General features: G+C 51.9%; 17 protein-coding genes. 2 read left to right on the forward strand and 15 right to left on the reverse strand.

The features are described 5' to 3' along the window. Window positions 1–145 precede the first annotated feature (145 nt). The 11 genes from AC4PHM_RS04230 to AC4PHM_RS04280 form a co-directional block, all read right to left on the reverse strand. Entirely contained in the window at window positions 146–805 is a 660-nt protein-coding gene (locus AC4PHM_RS04230) for an O-methyltransferase (protein WP_492019654.1), read from the reverse strand. Continuing rightward, window positions 805–1,815, reverse strand: a complete 1,011-nt coding sequence (mltG, locus tag AC4PHM_RS04235) for an endolytic transglycosylase MltG (RefSeq protein WP_492020456.1) — start codon at window positions 1,813–1,815, stop codon at window positions 805–807. Before mltG ends, AC4PHM_RS04230 begins: the two co-directional genes overlap by 1 nt. 136 nt (window positions 1,816–1,951) lie before the next feature. Continuing rightward, the gene (locus AC4PHM_RS04240) at window positions 1,952–2,290 is read right to left on the reverse strand and encodes a YlbF/YmcA family competence regulator (RefSeq protein WP_492019655.1); all 339 of its coding nucleotides are present in this window, start codon (window positions 2,288–2,290) and stop codon (window positions 1,952–1,954) included. A gap of 22 nt (window positions 2,291–2,312) precedes the next feature. Further along, the gene (locus AC4PHM_RS04245; protein WP_492019656.1) at window positions 2,313–3,980 is read right to left on the reverse strand and encodes a ribonuclease J; all 1,668 of its coding nucleotides are present in this window, start codon (window positions 3,978–3,980) and stop codon (window positions 2,313–2,315) included. Between the two features lie 174 nt (window positions 3,981–4,154). Then, a complete protein-coding gene (locus AC4PHM_RS04250) occupies window positions 4,155–4,592 on the reverse strand; it encodes a Fur family transcriptional regulator (protein WP_492019657.1) in 438 nt (145 codons plus the stop codon). A gap of 83 nt (window positions 4,593–4,675) precedes the next feature. Then, window positions 4,676–4,975, reverse strand: a complete 300-nt coding sequence (locus tag AC4PHM_RS04255; RefSeq protein WP_492019658.1) for a DUF1292 domain-containing protein — start codon at window positions 4,973–4,975, stop codon at window positions 4,676–4,678. Window positions 4,976–4,981: 6 nt separating this feature from the next. Next, on the reverse strand, window positions 4,982–5,419 hold the full coding sequence (gene ruvX, locus AC4PHM_RS04260; protein ID WP_492019659.1) for a Holliday junction resolvase RuvX: 438 nt from the start codon (window positions 5,417–5,419) through the stop codon (window positions 4,982–4,984). Window positions 5,420–5,447: 28 nt separating this feature from the next. Next, complete coding sequence (locus AC4PHM_RS04265) at window positions 5,448–6,428, reverse strand: aldo/keto reductase (RefSeq protein ID WP_492019660.1); 981 nt, start codon at window positions 6,426–6,428, stop codon at window positions 5,448–5,450. A gap of 16 nt (window positions 6,429–6,444) precedes the next feature. Next, window positions 6,445–6,696, reverse strand: a complete 252-nt coding sequence (locus tag AC4PHM_RS04270) for an IreB family regulatory phosphoprotein (protein WP_291402515.1) — start codon at window positions 6,694–6,696, stop codon at window positions 6,445–6,447. A gap of 76 nt (window positions 6,697–6,772) precedes the next feature. Then, complete coding sequence (gene alaS / locus AC4PHM_RS04275) at window positions 6,773–9,415, reverse strand: alanine--tRNA ligase (RefSeq protein ID WP_492019661.1); 2,643 nt, start codon at window positions 9,413–9,415, stop codon at window positions 6,773–6,775. 523 nt (window positions 9,416–9,938) lie between these two features. Continuing rightward, window positions 9,939–10,841, reverse strand: coding sequence for a helix-turn-helix domain-containing protein (locus tag AC4PHM_RS04280; protein WP_492019662.1), 903 nt, complete (start codon window positions 10,839–10,841; stop codon window positions 9,939–9,941). A gap of 234 nt (window positions 10,842–11,075) precedes the next feature. Here AC4PHM_RS04280 and AC4PHM_RS04285 point away from each other — a divergent pair, with 234 nt between their 5' ends. Continuing rightward, complete coding sequence (locus tag AC4PHM_RS04285; protein ID WP_492019663.1) at window positions 11,076–12,167, forward strand: diaminopropionate ammonia-lyase; 1,092 nt, start codon at window positions 11,076–11,078, stop codon at window positions 12,165–12,167. Next, on the forward strand, window positions 12,157–13,305 hold the full coding sequence (locus tag AC4PHM_RS04290) for a YgeY family selenium metabolism-linked hydrolase (RefSeq protein ID WP_492019664.1): 1,149 nt from the start codon (window positions 12,157–12,159) through the stop codon (window positions 13,303–13,305). The genes AC4PHM_RS04285 and AC4PHM_RS04290 overlap by 11 nt, the downstream gene beginning before the upstream one ends. Before the next feature lie 267 nt (window positions 13,306–13,572). Here the strand turns inward: AC4PHM_RS04290 and AC4PHM_RS04295 are convergent, their stop codons facing one another. The 4 genes from AC4PHM_RS04295 to AC4PHM_RS04310 all read right to left on the reverse strand — a co-directional run bounded on the left by AC4PHM_RS04295 (window position 13,573) and on the right by AC4PHM_RS04310 (window position 17,199). After that, window positions 13,573–13,899 (reverse strand): DUF1904 family protein, encoded by a 327-nt coding sequence (locus AC4PHM_RS04295; protein WP_492019665.1) that lies wholly within the window; start codon window positions 13,897–13,899, stop codon window positions 13,573–13,575. A gap of 40 nt (window positions 13,900–13,939) precedes the next feature. Beyond that, window positions 13,940–14,266 (reverse strand): DUF1904 family protein, encoded by a 327-nt coding sequence (locus AC4PHM_RS04300; protein WP_492019666.1) that lies wholly within the window; start codon window positions 14,264–14,266, stop codon window positions 13,940–13,942. Window positions 14,267–14,488: 222 nt separating this feature from the next. After that, window positions 14,489–15,673 (reverse strand): hypothetical protein, encoded by a 1,185-nt coding sequence (locus AC4PHM_RS04305; RefSeq protein ID WP_492019667.1) that lies wholly within the window; start codon window positions 15,671–15,673, stop codon window positions 14,489–14,491. A gap of 173 nt (window positions 15,674–15,846) precedes the next feature. Beyond that, a complete protein-coding gene (locus AC4PHM_RS04310) occupies window positions 15,847–17,199 on the reverse strand; it encodes a hemolysin family protein (protein WP_492019668.1) in 1,353 nt (450 codons plus the stop codon). Between the last annotated feature and the right edge of the window lie 117 nt (window positions 17,200–17,316).

Genomic DNA, 17,316 nt, shown 5'->3' on the forward strand with positions numbered 1-17,316 from the left:
TAAGTGGGGGTGACAGGCTCCACTCGGCGGCCTTTGGCCTATTGGTGCCTGTCACCCTTCTTTAACGTCAAATTCTGGGATGGGGTACGTTTCGCGTTAAGTTTATTATTTTAGGAGGGTGACAGGCACCACGCTGTGGTGCCTGTCACCTTCTCAAAAGACTCAATGCGAAGCCATCGCCAATTGGAACTAAAGACGTTATAAAATCCTCGTGAGCCATCAGATAGGCTAAATAGGCTTTTAAGTTCTTCGCAATGGTCTTGAAGCGTTTGTCTACTGGCTGATCATCGGCAATCAGGCCTCTGAAGAGGACATTGTCGGAGATGACCAGGGCGCCAGGGGCCAGCATAGGGGTCACCAGGTCAAAATAGGTTTTATAGTGACTTTTGGCGGCGTCAATGAAGACGAGGTCATAAGGCTCTGACGGGTTGAGGGTTCTCAGAACCTCCGCGGCATCCCCTTCCAGCTGTTCAAAGACGACCTTCGTCTTCGCATTTTCAAAAGTAGTCTTTGCTAGTTCGATCATCTCAGGACTTTTTTCAATGGTGGTGATCTTGCCTTCACCCATGGCCATGGCCATTCTGACCGCTGAGTAGCCTATGGCAGTCCCTATTTCAAGGACGTGCTTTGGCTTTTTCATGGCCGTCAGGAGTTCCAGAAGCTGGGCACTTTCCGGTTGCAAAATGGGCACCCGGTGCTCAGCGGCATAGGCTTCCAGGTCTTTAAGGAATGGGTCCAGGGTCGGCGTTAAGGTCTGAAGCGCTGCCACCAGGGCAGGATTCAGTATATTTTCCCCCGCCCCCATTAGTTTTGCTTGCTCCGTTCAACGGCCTGGAGATGCTCGTCATAGGTCTTTGAGAAATAATGAGAGCCGTCTCCTAAGTTGGTGGTGACGAAGTAGAAATATTCTGTGTCCGCCGGATACAGGGCGGCTTTTATGGAACGCTCACCTGGAGACGCGATTGGCGCCGGCGGGAGGCCTGGGTATTTATAGGTGTTGTAGGGATTGTCTATGGCAATATCTGCGTTGGACAGCACTTCCTTGCGCTCGCCCAGGATATACTGAACCGTGGCGCAGGACTGGAGGGCCATTTTCGTCTTAATCCGGTTGTAAAAGACCCCCGCGACAATAGGCCGCTCATCATGGACCCTTGCCTCACGCTCGACAATGGAGGCCATAGTGATGACCTCGCGAACGGACAGGCCCAGGCTTTCTGCCTGGGTGTAATATTCGTCTTTAAAGACCTCGTCAAACTTCTTCAGCATGGCGTCAATGATGTCGTGTTCAGAGGTCCCAACGTCAAAGGTATAGGTTGCCGGGAATAAGAAGCCTTCCAGATTGGTCTCACGGTCCTCGGGTGACAGAAATTTGTAGTCAAAGTCACCAGTCTGCAGTTCTTTGTAGAACAGGTCTTTGTCGATGTGACCATCGGCAGACAAACGCTCTGCGATTTGGACGACTTCAAAGCCTTCCGGGACGACCACCTTGAAGGTATTTCGGTAGACCTCGCCGCCGGAGACGACTTTCACCACGTCCTCGACAGACATGGCCTTCGAGAACTGGTACTGCCCCGCTTGAAGGGCCGCTGCGGCATCCATGTCTTTGACTTTTTTGACAAAGGCGTCCGCGCTGCGGATCAGCCCTTCGGATTCCAGCAATGCCCCAATGGACTTCGCGGTGGAACCGGAGGGGATCTCCAGGATCACAGTATCCGTCGCTGCAGGGTCCACTGCCGTGTAGTCCGCTTCAGACACACAGCCTGTGAAGACCAGCACAGCGACTATTATTAGAAGAAGATTCAAATATTTTTTCATTGCCACTTTAACACCTCGCAGCGCGAATAGCGCTCACATAAAGACAAACCCAGCCAGACCTGTGCAGGCGAACTGATCCTGAAAAGGCGTGCTAAGTTTGTCTGTGATTGCCCAAATAACCTTATAGATTTACCTGTTATTGACTTTTTTCAAGCTCCATGACGTCGCTGAGGATCTTGGAGACATCCTGCATCATCAGCGTAAAGCGCATCTCAGCGCTGATAAAGTCGCGAGCCAGAGGATCGATGGAAGCAACCTCCACTAACTTTTGGAGCTGCTTCATTTCAAATTCTGAGGGCTGTTCCCCCATCATTTGTTTCTTTTGAAGCTCAAACTGCTTGGCATGAAAATCATCAATCATCTTCTTGACCGGTTCAGAGGTCTTGACCGACGCTTCCATTTGTTTATAGTTTTTGTATTCCTGGCTGTCTTTAATAGCACGCGCCAGGTTGTTTGCAGCGTCGTAGACGTTCATGGCTGTGCCTCCCTGGAGGTTTTTAAACTTCTATGATGACCGGCAGGATCATAGGGCTTCTGCGGGTCTTTTCATAGAGATAGCTGCGCAGCGCGTCGCGGATGGAGGACTTGAGTCCGGTCCAGTCTCTGACGTTCTGGGAAATGGCCTTGTTCAGCGTGTTGACAATGGTGTCCCTCGCGCCGTTCATGAGCTCTTCAGATTCTCTGACGTAGACAAAGCCTCTGGAAATGATGTCCGGTGCGTTGACCATCTCACCGGTATCCTTGCGGATGGCGACGACGACGATCATGAGGCCGTCCTCTGCCAGGTGCTTGCGGTCTCTGAGGACCACGTTGCCCACATCGCCAACGCCGAGGCCGTCAATCATGACGTTGCCGCTCGGAACCGGCTTGCCGAACTTCGCATGCAGTCTGGAGAACTCCAGGGTATCACCGGTACGCATGATGAAGATATTTTCACCGGGCACGCCCATTTCCTCTGCCATTTGCGCATGGCGTCTGAGGTGGTTGTACTCCCCGTGGAACGGCACAAAGAATTTAGGTTTGACCAGCGCGTGGATCAGCTTGAGCTCACCCTCGCAGGCGTGGCCGGAGGTATGGACGTCTGCCAGCTCGTTGTAGATGACGTTGGCACCCTTCTCATACAGCAGGTTGATGATTCTGGTGACGCTCTTTTCATTGCCCGGAATAGGCGATGAGGACAGGACGACCAGGTCACCCTGTCTGATTTCCACCTGACGGTGCTCGTTGGTGGCCATTCTGGACAGGCCGCTCATAGGCTCGCCCTGGCTGCCTGTGGTGATGATGGTGATCTCATTGTCCGGATAACGGTCAATGTCCTTGAGGTCAATGATAGTATCTTCTGCGACGGCGAGGTAACCAAGATCCATGGCTACTGTGGTGACGTTCAGCATGCTGCGCCCGGCGAAGGCGACCTTGCGGCCGTTGGCCATAGCGGAGTTGATGACCTGCTGAACTCTGTGGACGTTGGAGGAAAACGACGCGACAATGATCCTGCCCTCGCAGTGGTGGAAGATCTCGTCAAAGGTTTCGCCGACGTTGCGCTCACTCATGGTGAAGCCGGGACGCTCGACGTTGGTGCTGTCCGCGAACAGCGCCAGTATGCCCTCTGCGCCAAGCTGGGCAAAGCGGGCAAGGTCGGTCATTTTGCCGTCAATAGGTGTAAAGTCGACTTTAAAGTCGCCGGTTTGAATAATAGTACCCACCGGTGTTTTGATCGCCAAACTGAAAGCGTCCGGGATGGAGTGGCTCACGTGGATGAACTCGATCTCAAAAGCGCCCAGCGTGATTTTGTCGCCGGCTTTGACGATAGCTTTTGTATGCTTCCCAAGGTTCTTGTGCTCCTTGAGTTTGTTTTCAATGAGGCCCATAGTCAGCTTGGAGCCAACCATGTGAATGCCGGAAATCTGCTTCAGGACATAAGGCGTTGCGCCTATGTGGTCCTCGTGGCCGTGGGTATAGATCAGGCCGCGGATCTTGTCCTGATGCTTCTTTAGAAATGTGATGTCTGGGATGACAATGTCTATGCCGAGCATGTCGTCATCCGGGAAAGCGAGACCAGCGTCAACAACAATGATGTCGTCCTCGTATTGATAGGCCGTCATATTTTTGCCAATCTCATTCATTCCGCCCAAAGGCATGACCTTTAGATGGGGCGTTTTTACCATAAATTTCACCTGTTCTTTCAATTAAATAATCTAATGGTAAAATTTCGCAGTACCGGGCGAGCCCTTCGGCGATACGCTGCCGTATCGCAAAGGACAAAAGCGCAGCAATGCGAAATTTTACCGCCTTGAACGTATAGTTTGAGTTTTTGAGTGCTGGGCGTACGTGCCCTTGCACTAAGCCTTCTTGCAACTGCTGCAATAGCCGATGAACTTGAGCCGGTGATCCGTGATCTTGAAATCATAATCCTTTTCGATACGCTTTTCCAGATCTTCGAGCAGGTCCTCCACTTCAATGATCAGACCGCATTTGCGGCAGATCAGGTGGTGGTGCTGGTGGTCGTCTTCACAGCTGCAGAGCTCATAGCGGACACAGCCGTCCTCGAAGTTGATCTTCGAGAGGACCTTGAGATCGCTCAGGAGCATCAGGGTTCTGTAAACCGTGGCAAGCCCAATATCCGAGCGGCGCTTCCTCACGATGTCATAAACTTCCTCGGTGCTTAAGTGATGCCCGGGATTTTCAAGAATCGTTTCAAGGATGGCCTTACGCTGTGGCGTGAGCTTGTAGCCCTTCTCCTTCAGTTGATCCTTCAAGGCATCGATGGATTGTTCCATAGTTCACTTCACCTCACTGATTTGGGTGTGGACAGACTGATCCACTCGGGATCCCCGCGGATCCAAAGTGGCTTCAGGGAGTGTTAGTGCTTGATTTCTTCGATTTCGATCTCGTCGTCTTCGTCTTCGTCAATTTCCATTTCTTCGATGAGATCTTCGTAGGCAGCCGCAACGGCTTCGAACTCTTCGTCATCCAGGACAGTTTCCATGATTTCGTTGCCGTCTTCATCCACGACAATTTTGAAAATGACTGCTTCTTCAGAGCCGTCCAGCGGGAGCATAACGGCGTATTCGCTGCCTTCGACTTCCATAGTTACAATGACTTCAAATTCAACGTCGTTGCCATCTTCATCCGTTAATACAATGATACGATCCTCTTCCATGTCAAATCACCTCATATTTTTTTGGTGGTCCATATAATTCTGTAAAATAAAGACAGCTGCGACGGTATCAACAATCTGTCTGCGGTTCTCCCTGCGCATATCCACCTCAATCAAAGCGCGCTGCGCGGAGGCGGTAGTCAGCCGTTCGTCCCAGAAGACAATCTCTACAGTCTTCCCTACCATTCTATCAGAATACTTGAGTTTTTTTTCTAATTTTTGTGCAAAACCTTGAGTTTTTTCGCCTTGCGGTCCCAGGGTGCCGTTCATGTTGAGCGGCAGGCCTATGACAATTTTGATGATGTTGTTTTCCAGGATCAGCTCGACCAGGCGGTCAATGTCCTCTTTCAGGGAGACGCGGCGAATGGTTTCTTTGGGCTGGGCGGTGATGCCAAGGCCATCAGAGATAGCTATGCCGATGGTCCTGTCCCCCACATCCAGACCCATAATTTTTTCCGGAGTTAAATTTAAAATGTCAAATCACCTTCAGACAGAATTCTGGGCACACGGCGCTGCAGTAGCCGCACAGGACGCACTTGTCTTGGTCGACGACGGCCCGGGCACCGGTAGGTTCGAAAAGCGGATCATGCATCACTTTGATGGCCTGCTGCTGGCAGCGCCGCTCACAGTTGCCGCAGGCGGTGCACCAGTCCTGGACCAGCAAGTGACGCTCTTTTTGGTTCAGCTTGCTTTGAATCTCGGTTGGGATGGGCTTTGAGTCAAAGAGCGCCAGATTGGCGTCGATCTCTTCAAAGGACTGCATCCCAACGGCAATGGCGTCCAGATCCGGGTTGCTGAGCAGAAAATCAAAGGCGTCCCTGGGCTTCCGGATCAGGTGACCGCCGGCCAGGGGCTTCATGGTGAAGACGTCACCATCGGCAAATCTCGTTTTAAAGGCATGGATGGCATCCAGCATATCCTGGACTGTGCCATCCTGGATGCCGATCCCCTTCAGGTTGAGAATGGGGTGGATAATGTCGAGCTCGGGGACCTTGACGGCGGCGTTGACGGCAGCCACAAAGTGGGTGGAGAGGCCAACGGCTTTAATGATGCCCTTTCGCTTTTGCTCCAGAAAATAGTCCAGCGCCTCTCGGTGACCCCGAAGGGTGTGGGCGTTCTCCTGTTCGTGGAGCATAAACAAGTCGAGGTAGTCTGTCCCAAGGGCCTCAAGGGCGTGGTTCAGACTGGCCTCGGCTGTTTTGAAATCATAGGCATAGGATTTCGTGGAAATGACGTAGTCCCGGCGCGGAATGACCTTCAGGGCCTCGCGGATGTGGGGATAGGTGCCGTAGAGTTCGGCGGTGTCAACGAAATTGACACCGCGCTCATAGGCATAGACGAGAAGGTCGCCGCCGGTTTTTGGTGAGAGGTCGCGCTGGAGGGGCCCCATGGTGAGGGAGCCGAAAGCCATGCGGGACACCTCAAGACCGGAGCGGCCAAGGGTGATTCGGTTCACGGGTGTTTACCTTCGACTACTCGACGTTGTGGTCGAGGTAGAATTTGAGAAGCTCTTCGAGAATCTCGTCGCGCTCAACCCTGCGGATCACTTTGCGGGCGTCATTGTGCGTCGTGATGTACGTAGGGTCGCCTGAAAGCAGATAACCGATCATCTGGTTGATTGGATGATACCCCTTTTCCTTCAGAGCGCCATAGACATACTTGAGAATCTCTTTGCGCTCGTCCGATTGCTGCTGATCTACGTTGAATTTCATGGTTTTATCCATAATACAACCCCCTTGACACGGTTATACCCAATTTTGGGTCGAAACTACTCATAGAAACGTGGATTTGAAGAAAATCTTAAGCTTCGAGGACCTCGATTGCTTTCTTGACCGCCGCTTCAACCTTGGATGGGTCTTTACCGCCGGCCTGAGCCATGTGCGGTGTCCCGCCACCGCCGCCGCCTGCGACTTTGGCGACTTCTTTGATGATGTTGCCTGCGTGTGCGCCAAGGGCAATGGCACCAGGCGCAGCCATGACGACGAAGAGTGCCTTGTCACCGCTTGGCGTGCCAAGAACGACGACAGCGTTCTCAAGTTTGTCTTTCAGTCGGTCGCCAATGTCTTTGAGCATGTCGCTGTCGGCGCCATCGATTTTCGCGGTGACGACATTCATGCCTTTGATATTTTTGGCATTGGCTATGAGTTCGTCAATGGAACCCGCTGCCAGTTTATTCTTGAGCTCCTGAAGCTCTCTTTGGAGGTTTTTGTGCTCCTCCATGAGGTTCTCAGCCTTTTTGATGAGGTCGTGCTGAGGGGTCTTCAGGACTTCGGAGGTCTTTTCGACCTGGTTCTCGAGTTTTTTGTAGAGGGCGTAGAAACCTCGGCCGGTAACGGCTTCGATTCTGCGGACGCCGGCTGCGACGCCGCCCTCTGAGGTGATTTTCAGAGCGCTGACTTTGGACGTGTTGTCCAGGTGTGTGCCGCCGCAGAGCTCAATGCTGTAGTCCCCTGCTTTGACCACGCGGACGACATCGCCGTACTTTTCGCCGAAAAGCGCGGTAGCGCCCATCTCTTTGGCTTCCTTAATGGAGCTGTAGAAGGTTTCGACCACGTGCGGCGCGAAGATCTGAGCATTCACCTGATCCTCTACCGCCTTGACTTCTTCCTGCGTCAAGTGCTGGAAGTGGGTGAAGTCGAAGCGGAGCTTGTGCGGATCCACGAGGGAGCCCGCCTGGTCGACGTGTGCGCCCAGGACCGAGCGCAGCGCCTTGTGGAGAAGGTGGGTCGCCGTGTGGTTTCTGGCGGTGTCAAGGCGGAGGTTCTGGTCGACTTTGGCCGTCAGGGTCTGACCCCGTGTGATTCTGCCTTTCTCGAGTTCCCCCACGTGGACGATCATGCCGCCGGTGCCCTTTTTCGTGTCATGGACGTTGAAAACCGCGCCGTCTTCACTGGTGATGACGCCTTTGTCGCCGACCTGGCCGCCGCCTTCAGGGTAGAACGGGGTATCTCTTAGGACGAGGCGGGCTTTGACCGGCACAGCGTCAGCTGTGATTGTCTCTGCCAGGTCCTGCTCAGTAGAAATGGCGAGGAGCTCCGAAGTGAGTTCCAGGGTGTCATAACCCTTAAAAGTGCTGGTGACTGCCGATGGCAGCGCACTCAGCGGATCGCCTTCCCAGCCGAGCTCGTCGGCGTCACCGCGGGCGGAACGGGCACGCTCGCGCTGAAGCTCCATCTCGTTCAGGAAGCCATCGTTGTCGACCGTGAAGCCCTTCTCTTCGAGGATCTCTTTGGTGAGGTCCAGCGGGAAGCCGTAGGTGTCGTAGAGGCGGAAGGCTTTGTCGCCGGCGAGGACGGTTTCATTCGATTCCTGCATAGCGGCGATATCTGCCTGGAGGATGCTGAGGCCCTGGTCGAGGGTCTGCTGGAAGCGCTCTTCCTCAATTTCGATGATCTTCTTGATGTAGTCGTGGCGCTGCTCGAGCTCAGGGTAAGCTTCTTTGGAGACCGCGACGACAGTGTTCGAGAGATCGGCGAGGAAACTGCCCTTGATACCCAGGAGCTTGCCGTGGCGGGCAGCGCGTCTGAGGAGACGTCTGAGAACGTAGCCGCGGCCTTCGTTGTTTGGCAGGATCCCGTCCGAAACCATGAAGGTGACGGCGCGGATGTGGTCGGTGATGATGCGGATGGAGACGTCGTTGGCTCTCAGAACTCCGAACTTTTTGCCTGAGACTTCTTCGACGCGCTCAAGGATGGCCTTGATAGTGTCGACATCAAAGATGGAGTCGACGCCCTGCAGGATGCAGGCGATGCGCTCAAGGCCCATGCCGGTGTCGATGTTTTTCTTGTCGAGGAGATGGTACTCGCCGTTTTCGTCCCGGTTGAACTGGGTGAAGACGTGGTTCCAGAACTCGAGGTAGCGGTCGCAGTCGCAGCCGGGTTTGCAGTCTGGTGCGCCGCAGCCGTAGGCCGGGCCGCGGTCAAAGTAGATTTCAGAGCATGGGCCGCATGGGCCGGTGCCGATTTCCCAGAAGTTGTCCTTTTTGCCCAGGCGGACGAGGCGCTCTTCAGGGAGCTTGATGACATCGCGCCAGATGGCGTAGGCTTCATCATCCTCTTCATAGACGGTGCCCCAGAGGAGGTTCGGGTCCATGTCGAGCCATTCGGTGACAAATTCCCAGCCCCATTTGAGGGATTCTTCTTTAAAGTACTCGCCAAAGGAGAAGTTGCCGAGCATTTCGAAGAAGGTGGCGTGGCGGGCGGTGTGGCCTATATTTTCAATGTCGCCGGTGCGGATGCACTTTTGGCAGGTGGCCATGCGCACGTTGGGCGGCGTTTCTGCGCCTGTGAAGTAGTTTTTCAGCGGGGCCATGCCGGCGTTGATGAGCAGGAGGCTTTTGTCCTGCTGAGGGACCAAAGAATAGCTGGATTCGACGGTGTGGCCTTTGCTTTCGAAGAAGTCGAGGAATTGCTGTCTGATTTCGTTGAGACCGAGATTTTTCATGAGTGATTTCAGTCCTTTCGATGGGAGTTGTTTTTAGAGACTTAAGGCAACAAAAAAGACGTCAGATTGGATCAGGGACGAGCGCTTGTTTGCCCGCGGTACCACCCTGATTATCCCCTTCTGCTGCAAGTGGTGCCTGGGCGCCCACTGCTATAAGGGAATCTCTCTGAAGTCTTGAAAAACATCGCGGATAACGCCCGCGTGGCGCCGGGTTTTGGCCGGTGCTCCGGAGTAGCATAGACGTCTGGTGCAGCGCTTTCAGCGGTTGGCTGCTCTCTGTTTTGGGGCGACGTGTAATTCTCCATCATTGCGGTTTAAGTATGAAGTGAAGTGGTTCTAAGTTAACACTATAGCGTATTGTAGCATAATTGAGAATGGTTTGCAAGATGTTTCACGACTGCGTCATTCAAATACTCAATTCTCCAACCCATTATTCAATTTCCACCTCAAAATGGAAATGTGAGAATTGCAGGTCGGGTCTGTGGCTGCTGCGGTTGCACATATCAACCCCGTCTGTTCACTTTTAGTTGCTGGTGGTAGTGTTTTGGCGGCGGAAGACCATCGGTGGGGTTCCGGTTTTGACTTTGAATTTTTCGATGAAATAGCTGGCGCTGCCGAAACCGCAGTCGTAGGCGATTTGGGTGATGGAAGCGTCGGTGGTGAGAAGCTGTCGTGTGGCCGCGATGAGACGGTGGTCGAGGAGGTAGTCGAAAACGGTGCGCTTGACGTGTTTTTTGAAGGTGCGGCAGCAGGCGCTCTTTGAGAGGCTGACAGCGGCGGCGAGGTCGTTGAGTTTGAAGGGTTCTGTGTAGTGGGTGTGGATGTATTCCATCATAATTTTTATGCGTGGATCCCAGGACTGTGTGGGGTTCGACGGTAATGCTTTGAAGCTGTGGTGAAGGAGGGTTTGCCAGATCTGGAGGAGCAGGATGTGGATTTGGAGCTCAAAGTCTGGAGCTCCACTGCGCTGGGCGGTTTCGATGTCGAGGAGTCGCCGGATCACGCCGGCTTGCCAGGTCTGATCGGACCTTAAGATGATATAGGGGTTTGACTGGTGCTCAATATAAGGAGCGACATATTTGGAATACAGGATGCTGCCAGTGTAGCCGGAAATCAGGTTGGGGTGAAAGTCGATACAGATATAGGCGCCATTGGAACCACGATGGTTGTTGGCTTGGTGCATTTGGCCCACATTGATGAAGATCCCCTCCCCTTTTGTCAGGACGACGGTGTCGCTGTTGATCTGAATTTCGACTGTGCCTTCGGTGATGACGCAAAACTGGAGTTCCTCATGCCAGTGCCATGGGATTGAGCCTAGTATATTTTTGCTGATTTCAGTGGTATAAATGGCAAGGGGGAATTCAAAGGTGCCGTGGCGGGTGGTTTCTTTGCTGGACTGGTCGAGTAGGATTTCATAAACTTGCACGGGAGACCTCCTTGTCCTTTTTGCGCTTTTTCACATTTGATCAATATAGCGATATTTTTAAGCGCTTTATTTATATAGTAACACATTGATTAGCAATATAATGGCATTAATCGAGAGGAAACTTTTTAAAAAACAAAATTTAAAACGCTGGCGGACAACATAGTTGGTCGAGGTCAAGGGTTAAAGGGTGTCATGAATCACTTGGCGCTGTCAGGAGAAAGGATGGTAGAGATAATGAAGTGGATGGAAGTGATGGTGAGGGAACCATCGGCATACACAAACAATGGGGTATTGCCTGAAAGGTTCGCGGAGGTCGAGGCGTTTCACGCGTCTATGGCAGGCTATGAGCGGACACCGCTGGTGCGGCTTCATGATCTGGCGGGAAGCCTCGGGGTCCGGGAGATTTTTGTGAAGGATGAGTCGAAGAGGTTTGGGCTGAACGCGTTTAAAGGGCTGGGAGTGAGCTACGCCATTCACAGGATCATGGCGGCGCAGCCTCGATCGTCTTACTTGTTCGTTTCCTGTACGGATGGCAACCACGGGAAGGCGCTGGCATGGCAGGCGCGGGCGTTGGGGCAGCGGGCGGTCATTTTTATGCCCAAGGGCAGCGAGGCGCGGCGGGTTCGGGCGATTGAGGCTTTTGGGGCTGAGGTGGTGGTAACGGAGATGAACTATGATGATACGGTGCGATATGCGGCGCAGTTTGCTGTTGAGCACGACGGGATCCTGGTGCAGGATACGGCGCTGCCGGGGTACACGAAGATTCCAAATGATATTGTCCTGGGGTACTCGACTATGGTGCGCGAGGCGCTGGTGCAGATGGAGGCGTCTGGCTTGACGCCAACCCATGTGTTTGTGCAGGCGGGTGTTGGATCCATGGCCGGCGGTGTGCTATGGTACTTGCTGCATCATTTTGGGGAGGCTATGCCTTTTGTTGGGGTCATGGAGGCGGAGAATGTGGCGTGTCTATATGAATCTTCGGCGTCGGGACATAGGGTGAATATTGGCGGAGAGCCTTATACGGCCATGGCTGGGCTGAACTGTGGTGAGGCGAATCCGGTGACCTTTCCCCTGCTCAAGGCGGCTTCAAATTGTTTTATCAAGTGTTCGGATGAGCTGACGTTTAAGGGTATGGCGCGTGCCAAGGCGCCTGTTGGAGCCGATCCGGCGTTCAGTTCCGGGGAATCCGGCGCGGTGGGACTGGGCCTGGTGGAAGAAGTGCTGTCTAATCCTTTGTATTTGGATGAAAAGTCTATATTGGGATTGAATGAGGATTCTGTGATTTTACTATTTAGTACAGAGGGAGAGATTGCGGATGTTGAATAGCGAGAAGTTGATTGGGTTTGCTCAGAGAGCGGTTCAGACGGTGAGTTTTACTAATTCTGAGGAGGCGTTCGCGAGGCTGGTGCTGACGGAGATGAAGGCGCTGGGGTATGATGAGGCGTTTATTGATTCCACTGGGAATGTGGTTGGGCGCATAGGCAATGGGCCGGTAGTGCTTCAATTCGACTCACATATGGATACGGTGGAAGTGCATGACGCGGAGGACTGGACTCACCCACCCTTTTCCGGTGCCGTTGCTGATGGCTATCTTTGGGGCCGCGGCAGCGTGGATATGAAGTCAGCGCTATGCGCCAGTGTGTATGCGGCTGCGCTGGCTCGGGAGCTGGGGTATCTGGAGGACAAGACTGTTTACGTGACGGGGACGGTGTGTGAGGAGTACTGTGATGGGGAGAATTTGAAGCATTTGTATGCGGAGTTGTCTCTGCGTCCGGATTTTTGTGTAATTTGTGAACCTAGTGACAATCTGATTGTGCTGGGGCATAAAGGCAAGGCACAGATGCGGATTAAGACTCACGGAGTCTCTGCACATGGTTCTGCGCCTGAGAAAGGCGTGAATGCGGTATATGAAATGGCGGAGATCATTTCGCGGGTGGACGCGCTGAATAAGTCGCTATACAAGTCGGATGAGGCTCATGGAACGGTGGTGCTCTCGGATATTTCATCTGTAAGCGTGTCACTGAACGCGGTACCGAGTGAGTGCAGCATTTATCTGGATAGAAGACTTGCGGTTGGGGAGACTTTGGAGCAGGTTGCTTCGGAGATGGAGGGGCTGATTGCCGGTAAGAAGGCTTCCTGGGAAGTTGGGACTCTGTATCATACGACATGGACGGGGAAACCTTTGGTTTACGAGCCAATGCATAATCCTTGGAAGATTGAGAAGGATCATAGTTTGACCCAGGCAATGATTCGGGCGGTTGAAGCTGTGAGTGGTTCGGTACCTGAGGCGTTTGACTTCTGGGATTTTGGGACCAACGCCATTACGCCTGTTGCCATGGGGATTCCGTGCATTGGATTTGGACCGGGTGAATATAAGCTGGCACACATGGTGAACGAGCGCTGCGCGGTGAAGCAGATTGAAGAGGCGTGTTTGGTGTATTGTGAGTTGATTGGAGCGCTTTAAGATTTTTGGGGCGTTGGAGTACGATGGGAACAGATCCGGCGGCGTGTTTTGGCGGTCTGTCCCCGCTTGTTTTTGCAATGGGTTGCGGCAGTGAGTCTATCACCGGTGGTAACGCAAGCCTAGAAAAACATTAAAGGAGCAGGGATTCAGAGAATCCCCACCCCAACTATTTACCTAGAGCCGAAAATCTGAAAATGAAAACAGCCAACAGATCCGCGGAGTGTGATGCGGCCCGTTGGCTGTTATTCATATTGAAGACGTCAGCTGTCAATACACCTTGGCGTTGATATAGTAATCCCCTTTTTTCAGTTCGGAAAATACCACTTCAACGTCTTCGTAGCCCCTGGAGCGAACGGCTTGATCTATGGCGGTGGCCATGAGATCCTTGGTAGCCTGTCCCCGGTCAATCCACTGAACGCTGACCACCGGAACAGGCTGGACGATCTCTCCGTCAAAGATAAATGGATTCTCAACGCATTCCAAGGTAAACACGTGTCTCGGAGCGTTGGCAATGCCGGCCAAGGTATCCACCAGCTGAGTGCTTATGTCTTTGATTTCTTCGAGTTTGACGCCTTTGAATACGAGCTTTGGCATGGGTTTAGTCTCCTTTTTCAATTGGTTGGATGGTAATGTTTTAGTAATGAACGCCGCTTTCATAGTAGCTTTCCTGTAGGAGGGCTTCGAAAATGATTTCAATGTGTTCATAGCCCAGGCTTCGAACCGCTTGATCAATGACGCCGGCCATTTGATCTTTAACCACCTGTCCCCTGTCAAACCATTTCACTTCCACAACCGGTGTGAACAGCACAATTTCACCATCAAAGATAAAGGGATGCTCCAAGACTTCATAACTGAAATAATCCCGCGGGGCCTCCACGATCCTGGCTAATGCATCAGTCAGAGCGCTGCCAATGGTTTTGACTTCTTCAACCTTAACGCCGGTAAAACTTAGTTGCGGCATAGATGGGCTCCTTTCGAAGGATGAGGATTCTTCCTTTGGATTGGGGTTTTGATCCTATTTCAAATCATTCATTCTTTGATGTCTTGAGGATTGCCGGTTCCTCTTCTTCTAAACTATATCAGTCGAATTTGCTATTTGCAATGGCTGTAAGAAAAGAGCCGCTCATTTGAGCGGCCCAAGTATAAGAAAACCATATTTATATTTTGAATCTAATAGGAATCTTTAGAATTCCTCCGGTTTTAAGGATTCAAGGAAGTTATAGATGGCCGTCTTATAGGCATCGACACTGCTTTTCTCAACAAAGTCGGTGCCATTCCAAGTGCCATTTGAGTCATAAGCCGGGAATTTAGCTTCCTGGGTCATGGCCTTGGCTACTTCAGCGATATAATTGCCATACTCAGGCTTGCCGTTTTTCTTGTTATTGCCTTTTTCATATCTGCTTTCCATGCCTTTTTCCTTCAGGATGGCATTGGCCACAGCTGGAGCGGCTGGGTATGAGATCTCAGGCTGATCCTGGTCGTCGTCATCCTCACCGTCATCATTTTGATCCGATTTATTGACATACACCAGGAGCTTTGCAGTATCCATGCGCGCTGTACTTGTATCAATTTCTGTGAGGGTCGCTATATTGGAAAGTTCAATAGTTGCTGCTTCATCTACTGAAAGATTTTGAATTTGAACATTATAGTTGATGGTCTTAGTATTATTCAAGACTTGTGGGAATTCACCAGCACTGACATACATCCAGACGAAACCTGTTGGCGCTGATCCAAGAGTGTCTGTTAGAATGGCAGCAGCGTCTTTGGCATCTAGGATATCCGCTGTGTTATCATCATCAAGACTAACCGTTTTAGTCTCAGTCAGCTCTCCCTTATTATAAGAGACTACGATTTTCAGCCGATAGTCAGCATAATTGTTCAGCGCTTTGAAAGTTATGGCATTGAAGTTGAGCGGCAAAATGGCATCTTTTTGAATTGGGCCGAGATTGTTTATTGCTTGTTCAGCAAGTGTGACCCAAACGCTGTCTGCTGAAGATGCTTTTGCTTCTAAGATGGCTTTGACACTGACTTGGTTTGCAGCGCCTTTGCCTGTGTTCTGAATCTTAACGTTTTCCACAGTCAATGAATAAAATTTCTCAATCAAAGATATGCTGCGCGTGGCTTCGATGGTGTACGCCACATTTTGACTATCGCCATTATTCAGCGTGATGCTGCTCTGAACCTTTTTATCAAGTGCCCAATCATAATGCGTGATCTGTTTGTCAAAATTAAGCGTTGCTTTGATGGACTCAGGCGCATTAAAAACGAGATTTTCCGTCTCGTCACTGGCCAATGCCGGGATTACCAGCGTGAACAAGACGACGGCCAACACCAGGATGGACAAAATGGATTTACCCTTAAATGTCATTTTACATCTCCCCTATCTAAGTCATTGGTTTGCTGCATGACGACGCTCTATATAATATTTTCGAAAAGACAATCCAGAAAAATGGGGTCTGGAAAAAATTTGTCATAAAGTTCTATTCAAAACAAAAAAAGAAGAAGGCGCTGGGCCTTCTTTCCATTTCGATTGTGAATTCATTAGGATTCTTCTTCCGTGGTCTCCATCTCCTCAGACAGTGGCGTCACCCGTACTTTGGTGATGCGCTTGTCATCGACTTCCAGTACGAGGAAGGTCAGGCCGTCGTAGTCGAAGGTTGGGTGCTCCCCTTCTTCCGGAATATTGCCCAGTTCGCCGATGATAAAGCCGGTGACGGTCTTGAATTCCTCGGTGGGAAGGTTGACTTTGAAGTAGGTTTCGAGTTCTTCGAGGCTGGCGAGGCCTTCGACAAGATAAGAGCCATCCTCCATGGGCGTGATGTCCTGGAGGAGATCGTCTTCATCATCCTCATCAGAGATGTCGCCGACGATTTCTTCGAGGAGATCTTCGAGGGTGACAATGCCGGCGGTGCCGCCGTATTCATCGATGATAACGGCCATATGGACCTTGTTCTTTTTGAAGTCTCGCAGGAGGTCATCCGTATGCTTGGAGGTTGGGACGAAGTAGGGCTTGCGGAGGAGGGGCTGGAGCTTGAAACCATCGGCAGAAATCTCTGTATTCCATGAGCCGGCGAGGTACTGGAGGATATCCTTGGAAAAGAGAATGCCCACGATGCTGTCAATGGTATCGTCGTACACCGGGATGCGGGAGTACTTCTCCTCATTGATGAGGGTCACGGTTTCTTCGAGGGTAGCCTCGAGGGGCAGACCTACGATGTCCATGCGGTGGGTCATGATGTCGTCGACAGTTTTGTCGTTGAATTCGAAGATGTTGTTGATCATTTCCTTCTCGTCAATTTCAATGGTGCCCTTCTCCTCGCCCACGTCGACCATCATTCGAATCTCTTCCTCGGTGACATTTTCGTTCTCGTGGAGGGGGTCGATGCCGAAGAGGCGGACGAAGAAGTTGCTGGAGAAGGTCAGGAAGCGGACGAAAGGATATGTAATGACGGAGAGTAGCGTGACCGGGCCGATGACGGCCATGGCAAAGTTCTCGGCGTTATGGCTGGCGAGGCGTTTTGGGACGAGTTCGCCCAGGACGAGACTGAAGTAGGACAGAACCAGGGTGATGAGAATGACGGAAAGGTTCACCTGGGTGGCATCTGATAAATTGAAGTCCGTCAGGGCTGGTTTCATGATGATGTAAAGACGCGGCGAAAAGTAGAGCGCGGCGAAGGCGCTGGCCAGGAAACCGGCTAGGGTGATGCCGACCTGAATGGTGGCAAGGAAGCGGCTGGGCTCGCCGAGGATTTTTCTGAGTTTGATGGCTTTAAGATGGCCGTCTTCTGCCATGGACTGGATTTTCTTGTCGTTCAGGGAGATCAGGGCGATCTCGGAGGCAGAGAAGAATCCGTTAAGCAGGATCAGGGCGGCCAGTAGGAACAGTGGTGTCATCAGGTGTCATCCTTCCGGAAGCTGTGATGGCGTAGAGGGTTGTAGGCAGTTCAGCTCTATGCTTAGGGGATTGTTTTGTGTTGTTTGTGTTCGGAATGGTTTGTGCTAATTTTGGCT

The organism is Acidaminobacter sp. QWL-03 (assembly GCF_058683855.1).

Coding starts and splice junctions, on each gene's coding strand:
- AC4PHM_RS04245 (WP_492019656.1), bottom strand. CDS start 3,980: ATGGTAAAAACGCCCCATCTAAAGGTCATGCCTTTGGGCGGAATGAAT.
- AC4PHM_RS04230 (WP_492019654.1), bottom strand. CDS start 805: ATGGGGGCGGGGGAAAATATACTGAATCCTGCCCTGGTGGCAGCGCTT.
- AC4PHM_RS04255 (WP_492019658.1), bottom strand. CDS start 4,975: ATGGAAGAGGATCGTATCATTGTATTAACGGATGAAGATGGCAACGAC.
- ruvX (WP_492019659.1), bottom strand. CDS start 5,419: ATGGGTCTGGATGTGGGGGACAGGACCATCGGCATAGCTATCTCTGAT.
- AC4PHM_RS04300 (WP_492019666.1), bottom strand. CDS start 14,266: ATGCCGCAACTAAGTTTTACCGGCGTTAAGGTTGAAGAAGTCAAAACC.
- AC4PHM_RS04250 (WP_492019657.1), bottom strand. CDS start 4,592: ATGGAACAATCCATCGATGCCTTGAAGGATCAACTGAAGGAGAAGGGC.
- AC4PHM_RS04270 (WP_291402515.1), bottom strand. CDS start 6,696: ATGGATAAAACCATGAAATTCAACGTAGATCAGCAGCAATCGGACGAG.
- mltG (WP_492020456.1), bottom strand. CDS start 1,815: ATGAAAAAATATTTGAATCTTCTTCTAATAATAGTCGCTGTGCTGGTC.
- AC4PHM_RS04305 (WP_492019667.1), bottom strand. CDS start 15,673: ATGACATTTAAGGGTAAATCCATTTTGTCCATCCTGGTGTTGGCCGTC.
- alaS (WP_492019661.1), bottom strand. CDS start 9,415: ATGAAAAATCTCGGTCTCAACGAAATCAGACAGCAATTCCTCGACTTC.
- AC4PHM_RS04295 (WP_492019665.1), bottom strand. CDS start 13,899: ATGCCAAAGCTCGTATTCAAAGGCGTCAAACTCGAAGAAATCAAAGAC.
- AC4PHM_RS04290 (WP_492019664.1), top strand. CDS start 12,157: ATGTTGAATAGCGAGAAGTTGATTGGGTTTGCTCAGAGAGCGGTTCAG.
- AC4PHM_RS04285 (WP_492019663.1), top strand. CDS start 11,076: ATGAAGTGGATGGAAGTGATGGTGAGGGAACCATCGGCATACACAAAC.
- AC4PHM_RS04310 (WP_492019668.1), bottom strand. CDS start 17,199: ATGACACCACTGTTCCTACTGGCCGCCCTGATCCTGCTTAACGGATTC.
- AC4PHM_RS04240 (WP_492019655.1), bottom strand. CDS start 2,290: ATGAACGTCTACGACGCTGCAAACAACCTGGCGCGTGCTATTAAAGAC.